The organism is Thalassospira sp. CA1, assembly GCF_059052855.1.
Genome location: NZ_JBZCIA010000013.1, coordinates 89,726 through 105,627 on the forward strand (window position 1 = coordinate 89,726; position 15,902 = coordinate 105,627).

Sequence of the window (15,902 nt, forward strand, 5' to 3'; positions counted from 1 at the left end):
GTAGCAATACCTCCTACTGAGGCTAGCTTGGCTTAACACAACTTGTGATGCAACACAGAGCTGTGAGGTCTATTGTTCAACCGCACAGGCCCGCCACGGCTGCCACGGCTCGTAATTCTTGAAGAACTCAGACAGGAAATGATCAACGCGTTCGCGGTTGATCGCACGGTCTTTGGGCGACAGGTCCTTGTCGAACTGGCCGCAGTTTTTTTCGACCGCATCCCCAATGGTTTTCCAGTCGACATCTTCGTTATGGCCGGGCATGCCGGTCGCAATGGCGCACCAGCCAACGGCTTCGGCCTTGTCATCGACCGTGCGGGCTTCTTCGGCAAGGTAGGCAGCCGCGCGCATTTCGCCATGTTGGGCAGCACGGCGCAAATAAGTCAGGCGATCGACATCGCTTTTGGCAAAGCGGTTGGCAAGAAGTGTTGCCGCACGTGGATCGCCAAGTTGCCACGCCTGTTTAAGGTGGGCTTCGGCCTGTGTCGCATCGCCGCGATCAAGCGCATCTAGGGCCAGCCACAGCATCGCCTGGGTGTTGTTCTTTTGGGCAGCAGCAATATAAAGGCCGCGGATTTCGTCTTTGTCACCGCCCATCGCCTCAAGGCGCCTAGCCATGACAACACTGGCATTCGGATTGTTGTTATCTGATGCCTGTTCCATCAGCGTCCAGCCGGCATCTTCGTTGGCAGTAACACCAACGCCATTGATGGTCTGACAGGACAGAAGATATTGCGCGGTGGCATCGCCGCTTTTGGCAAGTGGTGCGAGAATATCGGCCGACTTTTCAAACTCCCCATGGCGATAGGCGGAGATCCCGTCATCAAGGGCCGAGGACGCCGCAGCACCGGTGGCAAGAAAGCCGCTCATGGCCAGTGCCGTTACGGCAGCACAGCCAAGAGCGGAAGCAGTCCGGCGGAGGGAGAATGACAGGCGCATGGGAAAGTTACCTTTGCCCGCAAAATACCGGGCGATCAGATATGAAAAAATCAAAAGTGATGAATAAAGTCCGGGACGGTCGGGGGCGAAAAAATCACCCCCGACACCCCCAGTAGTGTAGCCCGAATTACTGGGCTGCACGCCATTCCGCGATCAGATCGTCATATTTGACGGTCTCACCCTGCGGTTTTTCGTTGGCAAGCGGCGGTTTCGGTGCGCCCGGCTGGTCGAACCAGTACTGGGCATCACGTTCTTCGTTCAGCTTCGGTGCACATTCGCCACCGATGCCTGCACGCTCCAGACGCTGCAGAACGCTGTCCATGGCAGACGCAAGGTTGTCCATGGCTTCCTGCGGGGTCCGTTCGCCGGTTACAGCTTCGGCAACGTTCTGCCACCAGAGCTGCGCCAGTTTCGGATAATCCGGAACGTTGGTACCGGTCGGCGACCACTGAACACGGGCCGGCGAACGATAGAACTCGACCAGACCACCCCAGTTCGGAGCGATATCGGTCATTTCCTGGGTATCCAGGTCAGACTGACGGATCGGTGTCAGACCGGTGAGGGTCTTTTTCAGCGATACGGTCTTCGAGGTGGTGAACTGTGCATAGAGCCATGCAGCTTTGCGGCGCTCAACCGGGGTGGACTTCATCAGAGTCCAGGAACCCACGTCCTGATAACCAAGCTTCATGCCTTCTTCCCAGTACGGGCCGTGCGGCGACGGGGCCATACGCCATTTCGGCGTGCCGTCTTCGTTCACAACCGGCGTACCTTTTTTCGCCATGTCGGCGGTAAAGGCGGTGTACCAGAAGATCTGCTGTGCGATCTGGCCCTGTGCCGGAACCGGACCAGCTTCACCAAAGGTCATGCCGGCTGCTTCTGGCGGGGCATAAGCCTTGAGCCAGTCGATGTATTTGGTCAGGGCATAAACCGCTGCCGGGCCGTTTGCGGCACCACCACGGGTCACGCTTGAACCAGCAGGCGAGCAGCCTTCAACACGGATACCCCATTCGTCGACCGGAAGGCCGTTCGGGATGCCCTTGTCGCCAGCGCCAGCCATGGAAAGCCACGCATCGGTGAAGCGCCAACCCAGTGACGGGTCTTTTTTGCCGTAATCCATGTGGCCATAGACTTTCTGGCCATCGATTTCACCAACGTCATTGGTGAAGAATTCGGCGATGTCCTGATAAGCCGACCAGTTGACCGGAACGCCCAGGTCATAGCCGTACTTGTCCTTGAACTGCTTTTGCAGGTCTTCACGCTGGAACCAGTCATAACGGAACCAGTAAAGGTTCGCGAACTGCTGGTCAGGAAGCTGATAAAGCTTGCCATCCGGACCGGTGGTGAAGGACAGACCGATGAAGTCGTCCAGATCCAGGGTCGGAGAGGTAACGTCCGCACCTTCGCCCGCCATCCAGTCGGTCAGCGGCACAACTGCGTCATAACGCGCATGGGTCCCGATCAGGTCCGAGTCATTGATGAAGGCGTCATAGATGTTGCGGTTCGACTGCATTTGGGTCTGCAGTTTTTCGATGACATCGCCTTCGCCGATCAGGTCATGGGTCAGGTTGATCCCGGTGATTTCCGAGAAGGCCTTTGCCAGAACCTTGGACTCATATTCGTGGGTGGTGATGGTTTCAGACACCACGTTGATGTCCATGCCGCGGAACGGTTCAGCTGCTTTGATGAACCATTCCAGTTCGGCCATCTGGGCGTCTTTGCTCAGGCTCGACGGCTGGAACTCGCTGTCGATCCATTTTTTCGCCGCGTCGGTATATTGATCTGCCATGGCCGGGTTCGCCAGCACAGCAAGACCAAGGGCGACTGCAACGGCGCTGCCTTTAACAACGCTTTTGGCACCTTTGGCTTTAACGATCATGTCGTTTTCTCCCTGGTCGTCTTCCTTATTGCTCATCCGGTAAACCCGGTCATCGACGCTGGGGGAAGACGGACAGCCCACCGTGATGAATTCGATCGAAAACGGCACCGCTATAGGACGCGGTACCGTTTTGGTTGTTAACCCCAGCGCATCACAATGACGAGCCAGACAAGTGCGATGATGGAACCAATCCAAAGGGCGGCATCGGTAAATGCCAGCCAGCCAAGATGGATATAGGCGGCTCCAAGCAAACTGATAAACAGGCGATCACCGCGTGTGGTGGTCAGTGGCAAAAAGCCACGCCGCGGAACGGTCGGTGAAACCGCCTGCCAAATTCCCATCCCGATCAGCATCAAAAAGATGCAGCCAAAGAACGCGGCGGTAATCGGGGTCCAGGCCATCCATGCCATTTTGATATTCCTCCTGTTTTCCGATTACACGCGACCCATCGCGAAACCTTTTGCGATGTAGTTGCGAACGAACCAGATCACCAAGGCGCCCGGGACGATGGTTAAAACACCCGCAGCCGCCAGAACGCCCCAATCAAGCCCCGATGCCGAAACGGTACGGGTCATGGTGGCGGCAATCGGCTTGGCCTCGACCGAGGTCAGCGTGCGCGCCAGCAGAAGTTCTACCCAGCTAAACATAAAGCAGAAGAACGCGGTCACACCGATGCCTGAGCGGATCAGCGGCAAGAAGATCGTGGCAAAGAACCGCGGGAACGAATAACCGTCGATATAGGCCGTTTCATCGATTTCCTTGGGGATCCCCGACATGAAACCTTCCAGGATCCAGACAGCCAGTGGCACGTTAAACAGGCAGTGTGCCAGTGCCACAGCGATATGGGTGTCAAACAGACCGACACTTGAATACAGCTGGAAGAAAGGCAACAGGAACACGGCCGGCGGCGCCATACGGTTGGTCAGAAGCCAGAAGAACAGATGCTTGTCGCCGGTAAAGTTGAATCGCGAAAACGCATAAGCCGCGGGCAGGGCAACCACGAGCGAGATCACCACGTTGATGCCGACATAGATCATCGAGTTGATGTAACCCGTATACCAGGCCGGATCGGTCAGGATGGTTGCATAGTTGGCCAATGTCGGATTGTCCGGGAACAGGGTCATTGCGCCCAGGATTTCCGTATTGGTCTTGATTGACATGTTGAACAGCCAATAGATCGGAACCAACAGGAACAGGATATAAAGAAGAAGTCCGATATGTCGTTTCTGGAACTGCATTTTATTGTTCCCCCTGCTTTCCGGCGTTCATCACGACGGTATAGAAAACCCAGCAAACCAACAGAATGATCAGGAAGTAGACCAGCGAGAAGGCCGCAGCAGGACCAAGGTCAAACTGACCGACTGCCATCCGGGTCAGGAACTGGCTGAGGAAGGTGGTTGCGTTACCCGGACCGCCACCTGTGAGGACGAACGGTTCGGTATAGATCATGAAGCTGTCCATAAAGCGCAGCAGAACACCGATCACGAGAACCGACTGCATTTTCGGCAGCTGAATGAAGCGGAACACGGCCCAGCGTGATGCACCGTCAATCTTGGCCGCCTGATAATAGGCATCCGGGATCGAGCGCAAACCGGCATAGCAGAGCAGCACAATCAGGCTGGTCCAGTGCCAGACATCCATGACAAGCACGGTCAGCCAGGCATCCATCGGGTTCTGGGCGTAGTTGTAATCAATGCCCATCAGATTGATGACATAGCCACCAAGACCAATGTCGGCACGGCCAAAGATCTGCCAGATGGTGCCAACCACGTTCCATGGAATAAGCAGCGGCAAGGCCAGCAAGACCATCGATGCCGAAACACCCCAACCCTTGCGCGGCAGGGTCAGTGCAACCGCAATGCCCAGCGGAATTTCGATGAACAGAACCGAAAGCGTATAGAAAATCTGACGCAGCAGCGCATCATGCAGGCGGCTGTCGCCCAGAACCTGTTCAAACCATTCGGTGCCGACAAAGAACCGCGTCTGCGGATCGAAAATGTCCTGAACCGAATAGTTCACAACTGTCATCAGCGGAATAATCGCGCTGATGGCAACGATAAAGAACACTGGCAGGACGAGTAACCAAGCCTTGTTGTTGGTAATCTTGTTCATTTCCCCATCCCCCCTTACGCGACCAACTGACTGTCGGCGTAAAGCTTGGTCCATTCCGGCGCAAAGCGCAGAATGCCGGACTGGCCGACAACCTGTTCGTCTTCGCCGAGTTTGACCTTGATTTCAGATGCGCCGAACCGGGTGGTCGCGATCTTGAACTGGCCAAGGTCTTCGACCTTGGTGATGTTAACTTCGATCCCGTCTGATCCCTTGTCGGCATTGCCGGTTTCAAGGGTCAGGAATTCGGGACGAATGCCGAGTTCAAGCTTGCCGGTCTGTTTTGAAACGGCCGCAAGGTGGCGGTCCGAAAGACCGATACGCTGACCATCAACCCAGGCCGCACCATCATCAATCTTGCAATCCATGATGTTCATGCCGGGGCTTCCGATGAAATACCCGACAAAGGTATGGGCCGGATTTTCAAACAATTCCTGCGGGGTGCCCAGCTGCACGACCTTGCCGCCATACATGACGACAACCTTGTCAGCAAAGGTAAGCGCCTCGACCTGATCATGGGTGACATACACCATGGTCGGGCGCAGCTTGTTGTGAATTTCCTTAAGCTTGCGACGCAGAACCCATTTCAGATGCGGGTCAATCACGGTCAGCGGTTCGTCAAACAGAATGGCCGAAACATCGTCACGCACCAGACCACGCCCCAGCGAGATCGTCTGTTTTTCATCCGCACCAAGGCCGCGTGCCTTTTGCTTGAGCTTGCCGGTCAGATCAAGCATCCCGGCGATTTCGCGCACACGGGCATCAACGCGTTTTTCATCAATGCCACGATTGCGCAGCGGGAAGGCCAGGTTGTCATAGACCGTCATGGTGTCATAGATCACCGGGAACTGGAAAACCTGTGCGATGTTGCGTTCTTCCGGGGCAAGGCTTGTGACATCCTTGCCATCAAACAGGACCTGACCGTGTGACGGGGTCAGAAGGCCTGAAATGATGTTCAGCAAAGTCGTCTTGCCACATCCCGACGGGCCAAGAAGCGCATAAGCACCGCCATCTTCCCAGACATGCTCCATGCGACGCAGGGCATAGTCCTCGTCCGTTTTCGGATCGGGGAAGTAGGAATGCGCAAGGCTTTTAAGATCAATACGTGCCATTTTCTTACTCTTCCCTCACGCCGCTTTGCCGTTTGAAATTTCGACCGGCGGGGCGGCCACGAGCGCACCGTTCGCATCAAAGGCAAACAGGCGTGTCGGATCGACATAGAACTGGGTTGCTTCGCCAAGGCGCGGGTTGTGAACGCCTTCTTCCTGGATCACCCAGGACACATCATTGAAATGGACGTGCACAAAGGTTTCCGAACCGGTGATTTCGGCCAGTTCGACCTGTCCCTGCATCGCGATCGTATCATCCCCGGTCGGATCAACCGACAGGTGGTTGGCGCGAATGCCAAGGGTGTAATCGCCATTTGAAAGGTTCGCCAGATGACCTTTAAGCGGCACCTGGTGGCCGCTTTTCATAAAGATCGCGCCATCGCGCACTTCGGCTTCAACCAGGTTGATCGGCGGATCGGAAAAGATCAGGCCGGTCTTGACCGAGGCCGGGTTGTGATAAACCTCTGTGGTCGGGCCAAACTGGGTCATCCGGCCTTCATGCATCACCGCGCACTTACCACCCAGCAGCAATGCTTCCATCGGCTCGGTCGTGGCATAGACAACGATGGTGTCGCGCTCGGCCAGAAGGTTGGGGATCTCTTCGCGGAGTTCTTCGCGCAGTTTGTAATCCAGGTTGACCAGCGGTTCATCAAGCAGCAGCAACTTGCAATCCTTGACCATGGCGCGTGCCATGGCGGTACGTTGCTGCTGACCACCGGAAAGTTCCTGTGGCAGTCGATCAAGCAGATGTTCGATATGCATGAGTTCGGCTGTCGAACGCACACGCTTTTCGATCTCTGCCTTGTCAACGCCCTGCAATTTCAGGGGAGATGCGATGTTGTCAAACACGTTCATCGACGGATAGTTGATGAATTGCTGATAGACCATGGCGACATTGCGTTTCTGCACAGCCATGCCGGTCACATCGGCATTATCAACAAGGATGCGGCCCTTGGTCGGCGGCTCAAGCCCTGCCATAATCCGCATCAGCGTCGTCTTCCCGGCAAGTGTGCGCCCCAAAAGGACGTTGAACGAGCCCGGTTCAAGCGTCATCGACACATCGTCGATGTGGGTCTCCCCACCCACGGTCTTGGTTATGTTTTCAAGCGTAAGGGTCATTTTCCACTGTTTCCTTCGCCCGCTTTCACGGTGTTTTTTGATGTCGGTTCGGTTTTGAACCATTGGACAATGGCATTACGCGTCTCATCCGAAAGGTGCAGCCCCAGTTTGGAGCGGCGCCACAAAATATCATCGGCCGTTCTGGCCCATTCGTGATCCACCAGATAGCGCAATTCGCACTCGTATACGTCGTCACCGAAGTGCTTTCCAAGCCCTTTCAGATCGCTGGCATCGCCAATGATCATATTGGTGAGTGTGCCGTAGTTTTGGACGTAACGGTATAGCTGTGCTTGCGCAATCCAGGGAAACTTCTTGTGCATCGCGGTAAGATAGCGTTCGAAATCCGCATCAGGGATATCGCCGCCCGGAAGCGGTTTGTCCGCGGTCCATCTTGTGTCGTTGCTGCCAAGTAGCGGGCAAAGCTTGCTCATCGCTGATTCCGCAAGCTTGCGATAGGTGGTGATCTTGCCGCCATAGATGTTTAGAAGCGGCGCACCATTATCGGCATTTTCGCCCCGGTCAATTTCCAGAACATAGTCGCGGGTTACCTGGGATGCGTCTTCGCTGCCATCGCCATACAGCGGACGGACACCGGAATAGGCCCAGACAACGTCATCGGTGGTGATTTTCTTTTCGAAATAGGTATTGGCAAGTTCGCAAAGATATTTGGTTTCATCTGCACTGATCGCGACCTTGGCCGGATCGCCTTTGTAATCGCGATCCGTCGTGCCGATCAGGGTGAAGTCCTGCTCATAGGGGATGGCAAAAACAATGCGACCGTCCGGGTTCTGGAAGATATAGCAATAGTCATGGTCAAACAGTTTTGGCACCACAATGTGGCTGCCCTGAACCATGCGAATGCCCTGTTTCTTTTTGGCCTCAACCCGCTTTTCAAGAAGCTCGGCACACCACGGACCTGCGGCATTGACCAGTGATTTGGCCTGAATGGTTTTCTCCGACTCGTCGTCGATATTGCGCAGTGTCACGGTCCAAAGGCCGTTTTCACGTTTGGCCGATACGCATTCGGTGCGGGTTTCGATATCGGCACCGCGATCACGGGCATCCATGGCATTCAGCACCACAAGGCGCGCGTCCTGCACCCAGCAATCGGAATAGACAAAGGCCTTGTCCATGCCCTTGACCAACGGCGCACCGGCCGGGTGGGTGGCAAGCTTGATGCCCTCGGACCCGGGCAGTTTTTCGCGACCACCAAGATGATCATACAGGAAAAGACCAAGCCGGATCATCCATGCCGGGCGCAGGCCCTTGACGTGGGGCAGGACAAAGCGAAGCGGCCAGATGATGTGTGGGGCAGCACGCAAAAGAACTTCGCGCTCAATCAGCGCTTCGCGCACAAGGCGGAATTCATAATGTTCAAGATACCGCAGGCCACCATGGATCAGCTTCGTGCTGGCAGACGAGGTCGCGCTGGCAAGGTCATCCTTTTCACACAGATAGACGCTCAGCCCACGCCCCGACGCATCACGCGCGATGCCCGTGCCATTGATCCCACCGCCAATGATGGCGATGTCATATGTTTCTGAAGTGAGCAACCGATTCCTCCCCAATTGCTCTTATTTGTGACAGCTGTTCTCAACTGCCGTTCTGTTCTTTCACAAACGTTACGAACGCCCCAAAATAATTGCAAGCGAAAATTATTGCGGGTTGAAATTTTCATTAACGAAACTGATTTCCGGAATCGTAACAGATTGTAATCGTTGAGATATTGATCAGTTCCGCGTTCGAGGCTGGAGCAAATCGGTGTTTGTTTCGTTTGCAGTCAGGGCGGGAAGACCTCTGGAATCGGTTGAAACTGAAAAAATGACCGCTCCGAAGGCGGAAATCGGTGATGCCCGATATTGATCAGCGTTTTGCAATTGAAAATGATTATCATTGTTGTTAGGTTCCGCGTCCCGGCCTTTTTGTGACCCGAAGGTGCAGCATGGCCAAGGGGGACCAAGCGATCTCGGTATTATCTGAATATGAAGCCCTGGCAGAACACGCTCTCGAAACTGTTTGAGGATCATCGTCGGCAACTGGTCACGATGGCCAATCGCCGTATCGGTGATCGTGAAACGGCCGACGAGATTGTTCAGGATGTCTATGCCAGATTGCTGCTTTCCGGTGATCACGGATCAGACGAGGAAAACGTCAAGGTTCTCTATGCGTCGGTGCGTAATGCCGTCATTGATCATCATCGCAGCATAGCGGGGCGCACCGGTTTGATGAGCCGGATCCTTCCCGTCCAGTTATGGCAGAAAGAAACTTCTTCCCCGCAGGCACATGCCCAGTCGCGCCAGGCTCTTTCCGCGCTTGATCGGGCGTTGCTCGAACTTTCACCCAAGGCGCGCGAGATGTTTGTTCTGCACCGGGTAGAAGGTGTTTCGAACGCAAAGCTGGCAAAGAAATACGGAATATCTGTCAGTGCAGTGGAAAAGCAACTTGCACGCACCATGCGCCATTGCCAGCAACGTCTGGAAGCCTATCGGGATACAGATTGAAAAGTTTGAGCCAAACGGCATGAGGATATTTTGTTCTCAGCCGTTTATTCGTTATAGAAATCGCATAACAGCCAGTACCGTGTGGACCGATAACAGATCAATGCAAGGCGACGTTAAACTGACCGAGGCGCAAAAGGACGAAGCAGCCCTTTGGCACGTAAAGCGTGCAGGTGGTTCGCTGACGGCCGCGCAGGAACAGAAATTTGATGCCTGGCTTAATGCCAACACAGGCAATCGCCTTGCCTATGATCAGATGCGCGTTCTTTGGGCGCAGGTCGAAGAACCGGCCCGCCGCATTGCAGTCAGCGACGCCGGGCAGGTGCCAGTTTGGCAAAGGGTGCTTGACTGGTTCTCTCCGCTACGGACTGTGACTTCATGTGCTGCGGTGGTGGCGGTATTGGCGATGGTTGCTTTTCTAAACCCCGATGTCCTGGAAAATCTTCAGGCTGATATTGTTACCGATGCTGCGACGGTAACCGAGATCCGGCTGCCGGATGGATCCGCGGTTTTTCTTGCCGCCAACAGCGCGATTGCCACCGACTTTGAAAACGGGAACCGGGATGTCGAGCTTTTGCGCGGGCAGGCATTTTTTGATGTCATGCATCGCGATGGCGACAGCTTCCGGGTTCGGGCCGGTATGGCAACAGTCGAAGTGGTTGGGACGCGCTTCAATGTTGATTTCCTGGCCCAAGACACACTGGTCGGCGTTGAAGAGGGCGCTGTCCGGGTATCCACCGGGGCCGATACAGGCAGTGTCATGCTTGGTCCGGGGGATGCGGTGGCCGTCGGGGCTGGCGGGCTACACGCCAAGGGGGCCGTCGATATTGCATCCGTACAAAGTTGGATGCATGGGCGTCTGAGTGTACAGAACGTGCGCCTTGATGATCTGGTTGCGCGTCTTGATAACTTCGCACCGGGCCGTCTGATGGTTTTGGGAAATATTGGAAACAAAATTGTTTCGGGCAGTTTTCCGACCAATGATATCGGGAGATCCCTTGAAACGCTTGCCGTGGCGGTGGGGGGATCGGTGATCAAAACATCACCTTGGTTGACTGTTGTTTATTAAGATTGCGAAAAATTCGCAAAAAAGTGCTTCCTCATGTGAGGAGTTTATTTTCCCGCTCGTTTGTTTTTCTAGGAGCAGGGGGACCTGCCTGAAAAACTAATCTCAGAATGGAGCGGGAATTTGTATTCCAAGCAGGTGAAATCAAAAAAGAATATCCTGATCTCGGCATTGTTGATGACGTCCTCAATCGGTCTGCCGACCGGTTTGATGGCGGCGGAAACCAACACTCAAACCATGCCGGGCAAACAGGTCGAAGTCGCGCAAGCACCTTACAGCTTTGATCTTAGCGTCAGGTCAATCGCCGAGGGTATCAGCCAGATTGGCGATGTTTCCGGCTGGAGCATCGCCTATACCATCGATCTGCCGGAAATCACCGAACCGCGCGAAATTCGCGGCGAGTTTTCTGTCCCAGCCGCAATCGAAATGCTTATTCGCGGAACGGATTTGTCCTATCGCGCAATCGGCAGCCGTTCGCTGATCATTACCGACGCAAGCGCGCAGAGTAATGCCAGCGGCGAAATGGTCACCGATCCGGTGATTGTCGAGGCCACCGGCACGCAATCCGATCTTGCCCCGGCCTATGCTGGCGGGCAGGTGGCAACCGGCGGACGCCTGGGCATGCTGGGCAATACCGATATCATGGATGCCCCGGTCAGTATTACGAGCTACACCAGCGAATATATTGCCGATCAGCAGGCGGAAACCATCGCGGATGTTCTGCAAAATGACCCGTCTGTGCGTGCGCCGAATGCCGAAACCGCCAACCTCGATACCTATCAAATCCGTGGTTTTGGCGTGAACCTGTTTAATACCGGCGAAGTATCGTTCAACGGTGCCTATGGGGTGGCACCGACCTATCGTGTGATGTCAGGTTTGGCCGAGCGGATCGAAGTCGTCAAAGGTCCCAATGCATTGCTAAACGGTATGTCGCCCACTGGCGCTGTTGGCGGGGCGATCAATATCGTGCCAAAGCGGGCCGGTGAAAAGGACCTGACACGGACAAGCGTTGATTACGGTCGCGGCGAACAGGCAGGCGGCGATATTGATTTCAGCCGCCGTTTCGGGGCGGATGACGAATTTGGCGTTCGCTTTAACGGTGGTTATCACAATGGCGATACATATCTGGATCGTCAGACGCGTGAAGCATCCCTTGGTGCGCTGGCCCTTGATTACGAAGGGGATCGCTTCCGGGCATCGCTTGATCTGATTGATCAGCGTGAAAACCTCGATGCGCCTGCACGTGAACTGCGTTTCAATTCCGGCTTTGCCATTCCCGACGCGCCCGATGGTTCCACCAACCTCATTCAGGATTGGGAATGGTCTGATGCCGTGGATCGCTCCGGCATGGTACAGGCGGAATATGACCTGTTTGATGACGTTACGGTCTTTGGCAGCTTTGGCGGCGGGCGCACCGAGCTTGATCGTCTGTTCGGAACACCGACAGTTCAGAATGCGGCTGGCGATTACATCGACAGTGGCCTGTCCTATCGCCGTTTCCAGACGGATCGCTGGTCTGCCAGTACAGGCGTGCGGGGCGAGTTTGAAACCGGTGAGGTCAAGCACAAGCTCTCGCTTCAAGCCACACGTTACGAAGACGAGCTACGTCAGGGCATCAGCAATGCCGGATCCAACCCGTCCGCCAACATTTACACCACGGCTGCGGTTGCGCCGATTGCCGTCAGTGCCCCGGCCAGCAAGCCCAAAACATCTGCCTCGGAACTAACCGGCTTTGCATTGGCCGATACGCTGTCCTTCCTTGATGAAACGGTTCTCGTCACCTTTGGGGCGCGTCATCAAAGCATTGCTGTTGATAACTACAGCAGCGGTGTTGTTAGCAGCTCCTATGACGACAGCGAAATCAGTCCGATGGCAGGCATCGTTGTTAAGCCGACTGAAACTGTGTCGGTTTACGCCAACTATATCGAGGGCCTCAATCAGGGAGATATTGCACCCAGCAGTGCCGCCAACGCGGGCGAAGCGATGGCGCCTTATGTCGCCAAACAGATTGAAACAGGCATCAAACTTGATTTCGGGAATATTGGCGGTTCCATCTCTGCCTTCCAGATCACGCAGCCGGACGGTGATACCGATGACGGCACCAATATCTTTACTGCCGATAACGAACAGCGAAACCGTGGTATCGAGCTTAATGTCTTTGGCCAGGTGACGGATGATATTCGGCTGCTTGGTGGTGTGATGTTCCTTGAATCGGAAATCAGCAAAGCCGTCAACGCAGATGACTTGGGCAAGCGGCCGGTTGGAACGCCTGAAATGCAGATCAATCTTGTTGGCGAATGGGACACCCCGTTTGTCGATGGTCTGACACTAAGCAGTACGGTCACACACACATCGTCGCAATTTGTCGATACCGCCAATACTCAAGACATTCCGGAATGGACCACGCTTGATATCGGTGCGCGTTACAAGACTGAACTTTACGACACCCCCGTAACCATTCGGGCGACGGTTCAGAACGTCACCGATGAAAGTTACTATTCGGGTGTGAACCAGTGGCGCTTCGTCTCTTTGGGCGCTCCGCGTACAGCACTGTTGTCGCTAACCGCGGACTTCTGATGTGACCGGATACGTGATTGGAACAAACAGGAAAATCCATCTCCTGTTTGTCCTGCAACTGGTGTCGATGGGTGCCATGGAAATGAGCGGGCCGTTCTGGCCCGTTCATCTGCGTTCGCTCACCAGTTCAGATGATCTGTTCACACTCGCCAGCATCGGCGTTTATGTCGGGCCGATGCTGGGCATCATGTTGACCAGCACGTTTTGGGGACGGGTCGGGGATCGGTTCGGCCACAAGGCGATGATGATACGGGCCCTTTTTGGCTTGGCCGCGACCCAGCTTGCATTGGCCTTTTCTGGTGACGTTTTTTCGATCCTGATCTTACGGTTTTTGCAAGGGGCCTGTGCCGGATATATCGCACCGGCCCAGGCGTACGGGGTCAGCATCGAAAGCCCGGCAAGTCGGGCAAAGCTGTTTGCCTATTTGCAGGTATCGACCAATCTCGGTTCGCTGTGCGGGGCGTTGTTTGGTGGTGTGATCCTTGATCTTGCCAGCTTCTTTTGGATCAACTTTTCGGCGGCCATCCTGTGTGCACTCTGCATGATTTCGGTTTGGGTGTTGCTTCCGACTGTCGCCGCTCCGGTGCGGCCTAAGACAGGTGACAGACCGGATACCAAGCCGAGCATCGTGCGATCGCCACAGGTCATTTCCTTGCTGACGATCATCGGCGTTCTATTGCTTGGCCGAATGGTGACGCAATCGCCGTTTCCGATTTATGTCCTGCACACTTTTGATGTCGGCAACTGGGTTGTTGGCCTGTGTTATGGCCTGTTGGCACTGGGCTTTGTCGCAACGGCATCTCTTTGGGCGCGCTATTTCGAAGGACGTTCCGCGCAAAGCGTTCTGGGGCGAATGTGTCTGGTCATTGCCGGATGTATTGTCGTCACCGTGACGGCCGGGCTAACCGGATCGGTCATTGTTTTTGCCGCGATGTATTTCCTGTGGGGAACGCTTTTGGGCGCAACCACGCCGGTTTTGACCGCACTGGTGTCACGCCGCGCGTCTGATCATCAGCAGGGATATTTGCTGGGACTGGCGCAAAGTACGGCCCAGTTTTCATCGATTGCCGGGATCGCAGTCGGCGGCTGGTTCGCGCAAGTTTCCGGGCTTTCAAACATCTATTTTCTCGTCGGTTTTGTCTATTTCGTCGGTTTGGTGCTGACCGCTGTGACGCGGTTTGGTGTCGGTCGCACGACAAACCCGACTGAGCTGTCAGGGGAGTAAAACGAGGATGCGTAAACTTTCACAGATGCTTGTGTTTATGGTTTTGGTTCTGATCGCGCCGATGCCAGTACAGGCCGAAACCATCACGGTAACCGATATCGCCGGGCGCGAAGTTGCGGTCAATGTCCCGATCAAACGTGCCATCCTTGGCGAAGGGCGCCAGCTTTACATCATTGCCGCCCTTGATCGCGAAAACCCGGCGGCGCGCATTGTCGGTTGGCGCAAGGACCTGATCGAAGCCGATCCGGCGACCTATCAGGCCTATCTTGCGAAGTTCCCGGCATTTGCCGATATCCCGGCCTTCGAGGGGCTGGAGCAAAGCCTGATTGATATCGAAACCACGATTGCGCAAAAGCCTGATATCGTTTTCCTCAATCTTGAAACCAAGCGCGCGGTGGAAGAGGCCGCCTATATCGAAAAGCTTGGGGCCCTTGATATTCCGGTGGTCTATGTTGATTTTCGCAACCGCCCGGAAGTCAATACCGAACCCTCCATACGTTTGTTCGGAAAACTGTTTGGCAAGCAAGACCGTGCCGAGGAATTTATCGCGTTCCGTGCTGGCGAAATTGCAAAAATCACTGATCGTCTGGCCAGTGTGAAACCGGAACGTCCAAAAGTATTCATCGACCGCGCCGCCGGGTTTTACGAGGATTGCTGCCATTCATTTGGCGATGGCAATTTCGGTGCGATGGTTGAAATGGCCGGTGGCGACAATATTGCCAAGGACCTGATCCCTGGCACTTTCGGGCAGATCAATGCCGAACAGGTCATTGTTTCTGACCCGGACCACATCATCGTCACCAGCGCGATGTGGGATGTCTACGTGCCGGGTGGCAAATGGGTTCCGGTCGGTCCCGGTGCCGACCCGGACGAGATTGTTGAAAAGCTGAAATTCTATCCGACCCGCCCGGCTTATCTCGGCATCAAGGCGCAAAAGACCAAAGCATTCCATGCGGTCTGGCATCAGTTTTACAACAGCCCCTATCAGTTCGTCGCCATTCAGCAGATGGCCAAATGGTTCCACCCCGATCTGTTTGCAGATATCGATCCCGATGAAACCTTCAAACAGCTTCATGACCGCTTTCTGCCGATTGATTATCAGCCGGGCTATTTCGGGACGCTGTCGAACTAGGTGTGTTTTTGCGCATAACATAATAACGCGATGACTGATCATGGCGGGAGCAACACTGTTGTTCCCGCTTTTTTGCGCAAATATCGCAGGTTCTGCTAATCGGCGGTGATTGGCTGTCCTTTGCTGAAATCTTCTAGCAAAGCAGGCCTCGGCCCCGGTTTGCGATTGCTATTAGGTAAATATCTCGCAAAAATGTGGCATCCACCACGGAGCAGACTAGATAAAGACCAGAATGCGATCATGTCGCTCCCA

General features: G+C 54.9%; 13 protein-coding genes. 5 read left to right on the forward strand and 8 right to left on the reverse strand.

Going from position 1 to position 15,902, the window contains the following annotated elements; genetic code table 11:
* Nucleotides 1–69 precede the first annotated feature (69 nt).
* From AC5Q5A_RS18405 to glpD, 8 genes are all read right to left on the reverse strand, one after another.
* Nucleotides 70–939: a tetratricopeptide repeat protein gene (locus tag AC5Q5A_RS18405; protein WP_493896169.1), complete on the reverse strand. Its 870-nt coding sequence runs from the start codon at nt 937–939 to the stop codon at nt 70–72.
* Between the two features lie 127 nt (nt 940–1,066).
* Nucleotides 1,067–2,815, reverse strand: coding sequence for an ABC transporter substrate-binding protein (locus AC5Q5A_RS18410; RefSeq protein ID WP_064788605.1), 1,749 nt, complete (start codon nt 2,813–2,815; stop codon nt 1,067–1,069).
* Between the two features lie 137 nt (nt 2,816–2,952).
* Entirely contained in the window at nt 2,953–3,225 is a 273-nt protein-coding gene (locus AC5Q5A_RS18415) for a DUF2160 domain-containing protein (protein ID WP_063087963.1), read from the reverse strand.
* A 24-nt stretch (nt 3,226–3,249) separates the two neighbouring features.
* Nucleotides 3,250–4,053 carry a carbohydrate ABC transporter permease gene (locus AC5Q5A_RS18420; protein WP_008890110.1) on the reverse strand — a complete coding sequence of 268 codons (804 nt, stop codon included), beginning with the start codon at nt 4,051–4,053 and terminating at the stop codon, nt 3,250–3,252.
* 1 nt (nt 4,054) lies between these two features.
* Nucleotides 4,055–4,927 (reverse strand): carbohydrate ABC transporter permease, encoded by an 873-nt coding sequence (locus tag AC5Q5A_RS18425; protein ID WP_493896170.1) that lies wholly within the window; start codon nt 4,925–4,927, stop codon nt 4,055–4,057.
* 14 nt (nt 4,928–4,941) lie between these two features.
* Nucleotides 4,942–6,036: an ABC transporter ATP-binding protein gene (locus AC5Q5A_RS18430; protein WP_493896171.1), complete on the reverse strand. Its 1,095-nt coding sequence runs from the start codon at nt 6,034–6,036 to the stop codon at nt 4,942–4,944.
* A 15-nt stretch (nt 6,037–6,051) separates the two neighbouring features.
* Entirely contained in the window at nt 6,052–7,152 is a 1,101-nt protein-coding gene (locus AC5Q5A_RS18435) for an ABC transporter ATP-binding protein (RefSeq protein WP_008890107.1), read from the reverse strand.
* Nucleotides 7,149–8,705 carry a glycerol-3-phosphate dehydrogenase gene (gene glpD / locus AC5Q5A_RS18440; protein WP_493896172.1) on the reverse strand — a complete coding sequence of 519 codons (1,557 nt, stop codon included), beginning with the start codon at nt 8,703–8,705 and terminating at the stop codon, nt 7,149–7,151. The genes AC5Q5A_RS18435 and glpD overlap by 4 nt, the downstream gene beginning before the upstream one ends.
* Nucleotides 8,706–9,134: 429 nt before the next feature.
* Here glpD and AC5Q5A_RS18445 point away from each other — a divergent pair, with 429 nt between their 5' ends.
* The 5 genes from AC5Q5A_RS18445 to AC5Q5A_RS18465 all read left to right on the forward strand — a co-directional run bounded on the left by AC5Q5A_RS18445 (nt 9,135) and on the right by AC5Q5A_RS18465 (nt 15,650).
* The gene (locus tag AC5Q5A_RS18445) at nt 9,135–9,653 is read left to right on the forward strand and encodes an RNA polymerase sigma factor (protein ID WP_493896173.1); all 519 of its coding nucleotides are present in this window, start codon (nt 9,135–9,137) and stop codon (nt 9,651–9,653) included.
* A gap of 100 nt (nt 9,654–9,753) precedes the next feature.
* Nucleotides 9,754–10,719, forward strand: coding sequence for a FecR family protein (locus AC5Q5A_RS18450; protein WP_493896174.1), 966 nt, complete (start codon nt 9,754–9,756; stop codon nt 10,717–10,719).
* A 120-nt stretch (nt 10,720–10,839) separates the two neighbouring features.
* On the forward strand, nt 10,840–13,293 hold the full coding sequence (locus AC5Q5A_RS18455; RefSeq protein ID WP_493896175.1) for a TonB-dependent receptor: 2,454 nt from the start codon (nt 10,840–10,842) through the stop codon (nt 13,291–13,293).
* Nucleotide 13,294: 1 nt separating this feature from the next.
* Nucleotides 13,295–14,518, forward strand: a complete 1,224-nt coding sequence (locus AC5Q5A_RS18460; protein WP_493896176.1) for an MFS transporter — start codon at nt 13,295–13,297, stop codon at nt 14,516–14,518.
* 7 nt (nt 14,519–14,525) lie between these two features.
* Nucleotides 14,526–15,650 (forward strand): ABC transporter substrate-binding protein, encoded by a 1,125-nt coding sequence (locus tag AC5Q5A_RS18465; protein ID WP_493896177.1) that lies wholly within the window; start codon nt 14,526–14,528, stop codon nt 15,648–15,650.
* Nucleotides 15,651–15,902: the final 252 nt, after the last annotated feature.

Coding starts and splice junctions, on each gene's coding strand:
- AC5Q5A_RS18405 (WP_493896169.1), bottom strand. CDS start 939: ATGCGCCTGTCATTCTCCCTCCGCCGGACTGCTTCCGCTCTTGGCTGT.
- AC5Q5A_RS18410 (WP_064788605.1), bottom strand. CDS start 2,815: ATGATCGTTAAAGCCAAAGGTGCCAAAAGCGTTGTTAAAGGCAGCGCC.
- AC5Q5A_RS18425 (WP_493896170.1), bottom strand. CDS start 4,927: ATGAACAAGATTACCAACAACAAGGCTTGGTTACTCGTCCTGCCAGTG.
- AC5Q5A_RS18415 (WP_063087963.1), bottom strand. CDS start 3,225: ATGGCATGGATGGCCTGGACCCCGATTACCGCCGCGTTCTTTGGCTGC.
- AC5Q5A_RS18420 (WP_008890110.1), bottom strand. CDS start 4,053: ATGCAGTTCCAGAAACGACATATCGGACTTCTTCTTTATATCCTGTTC.
- AC5Q5A_RS18445 (WP_493896173.1), top strand. CDS start 9,135: ATGAAGCCCTGGCAGAACACGCTCTCGAAACTGTTTGAGGATCATCGT.
- AC5Q5A_RS18430 (WP_493896171.1), bottom strand. CDS start 6,036: ATGGCACGTATTGATCTTAAAAGCCTTGCGCATTCCTACTTCCCCGAT.
- AC5Q5A_RS18465 (WP_493896177.1), top strand. CDS start 14,526: ATGCGTAAACTTTCACAGATGCTTGTGTTTATGGTTTTGGTTCTGATC.
- AC5Q5A_RS18435 (WP_008890107.1), bottom strand. CDS start 7,152: ATGACCCTTACGCTTGAAAACATAACCAAGACCGTGGGTGGGGAGACC.
- AC5Q5A_RS18450 (WP_493896174.1), top strand. CDS start 9,754: ATGCAAGGCGACGTTAAACTGACCGAGGCGCAAAAGGACGAAGCAGCC.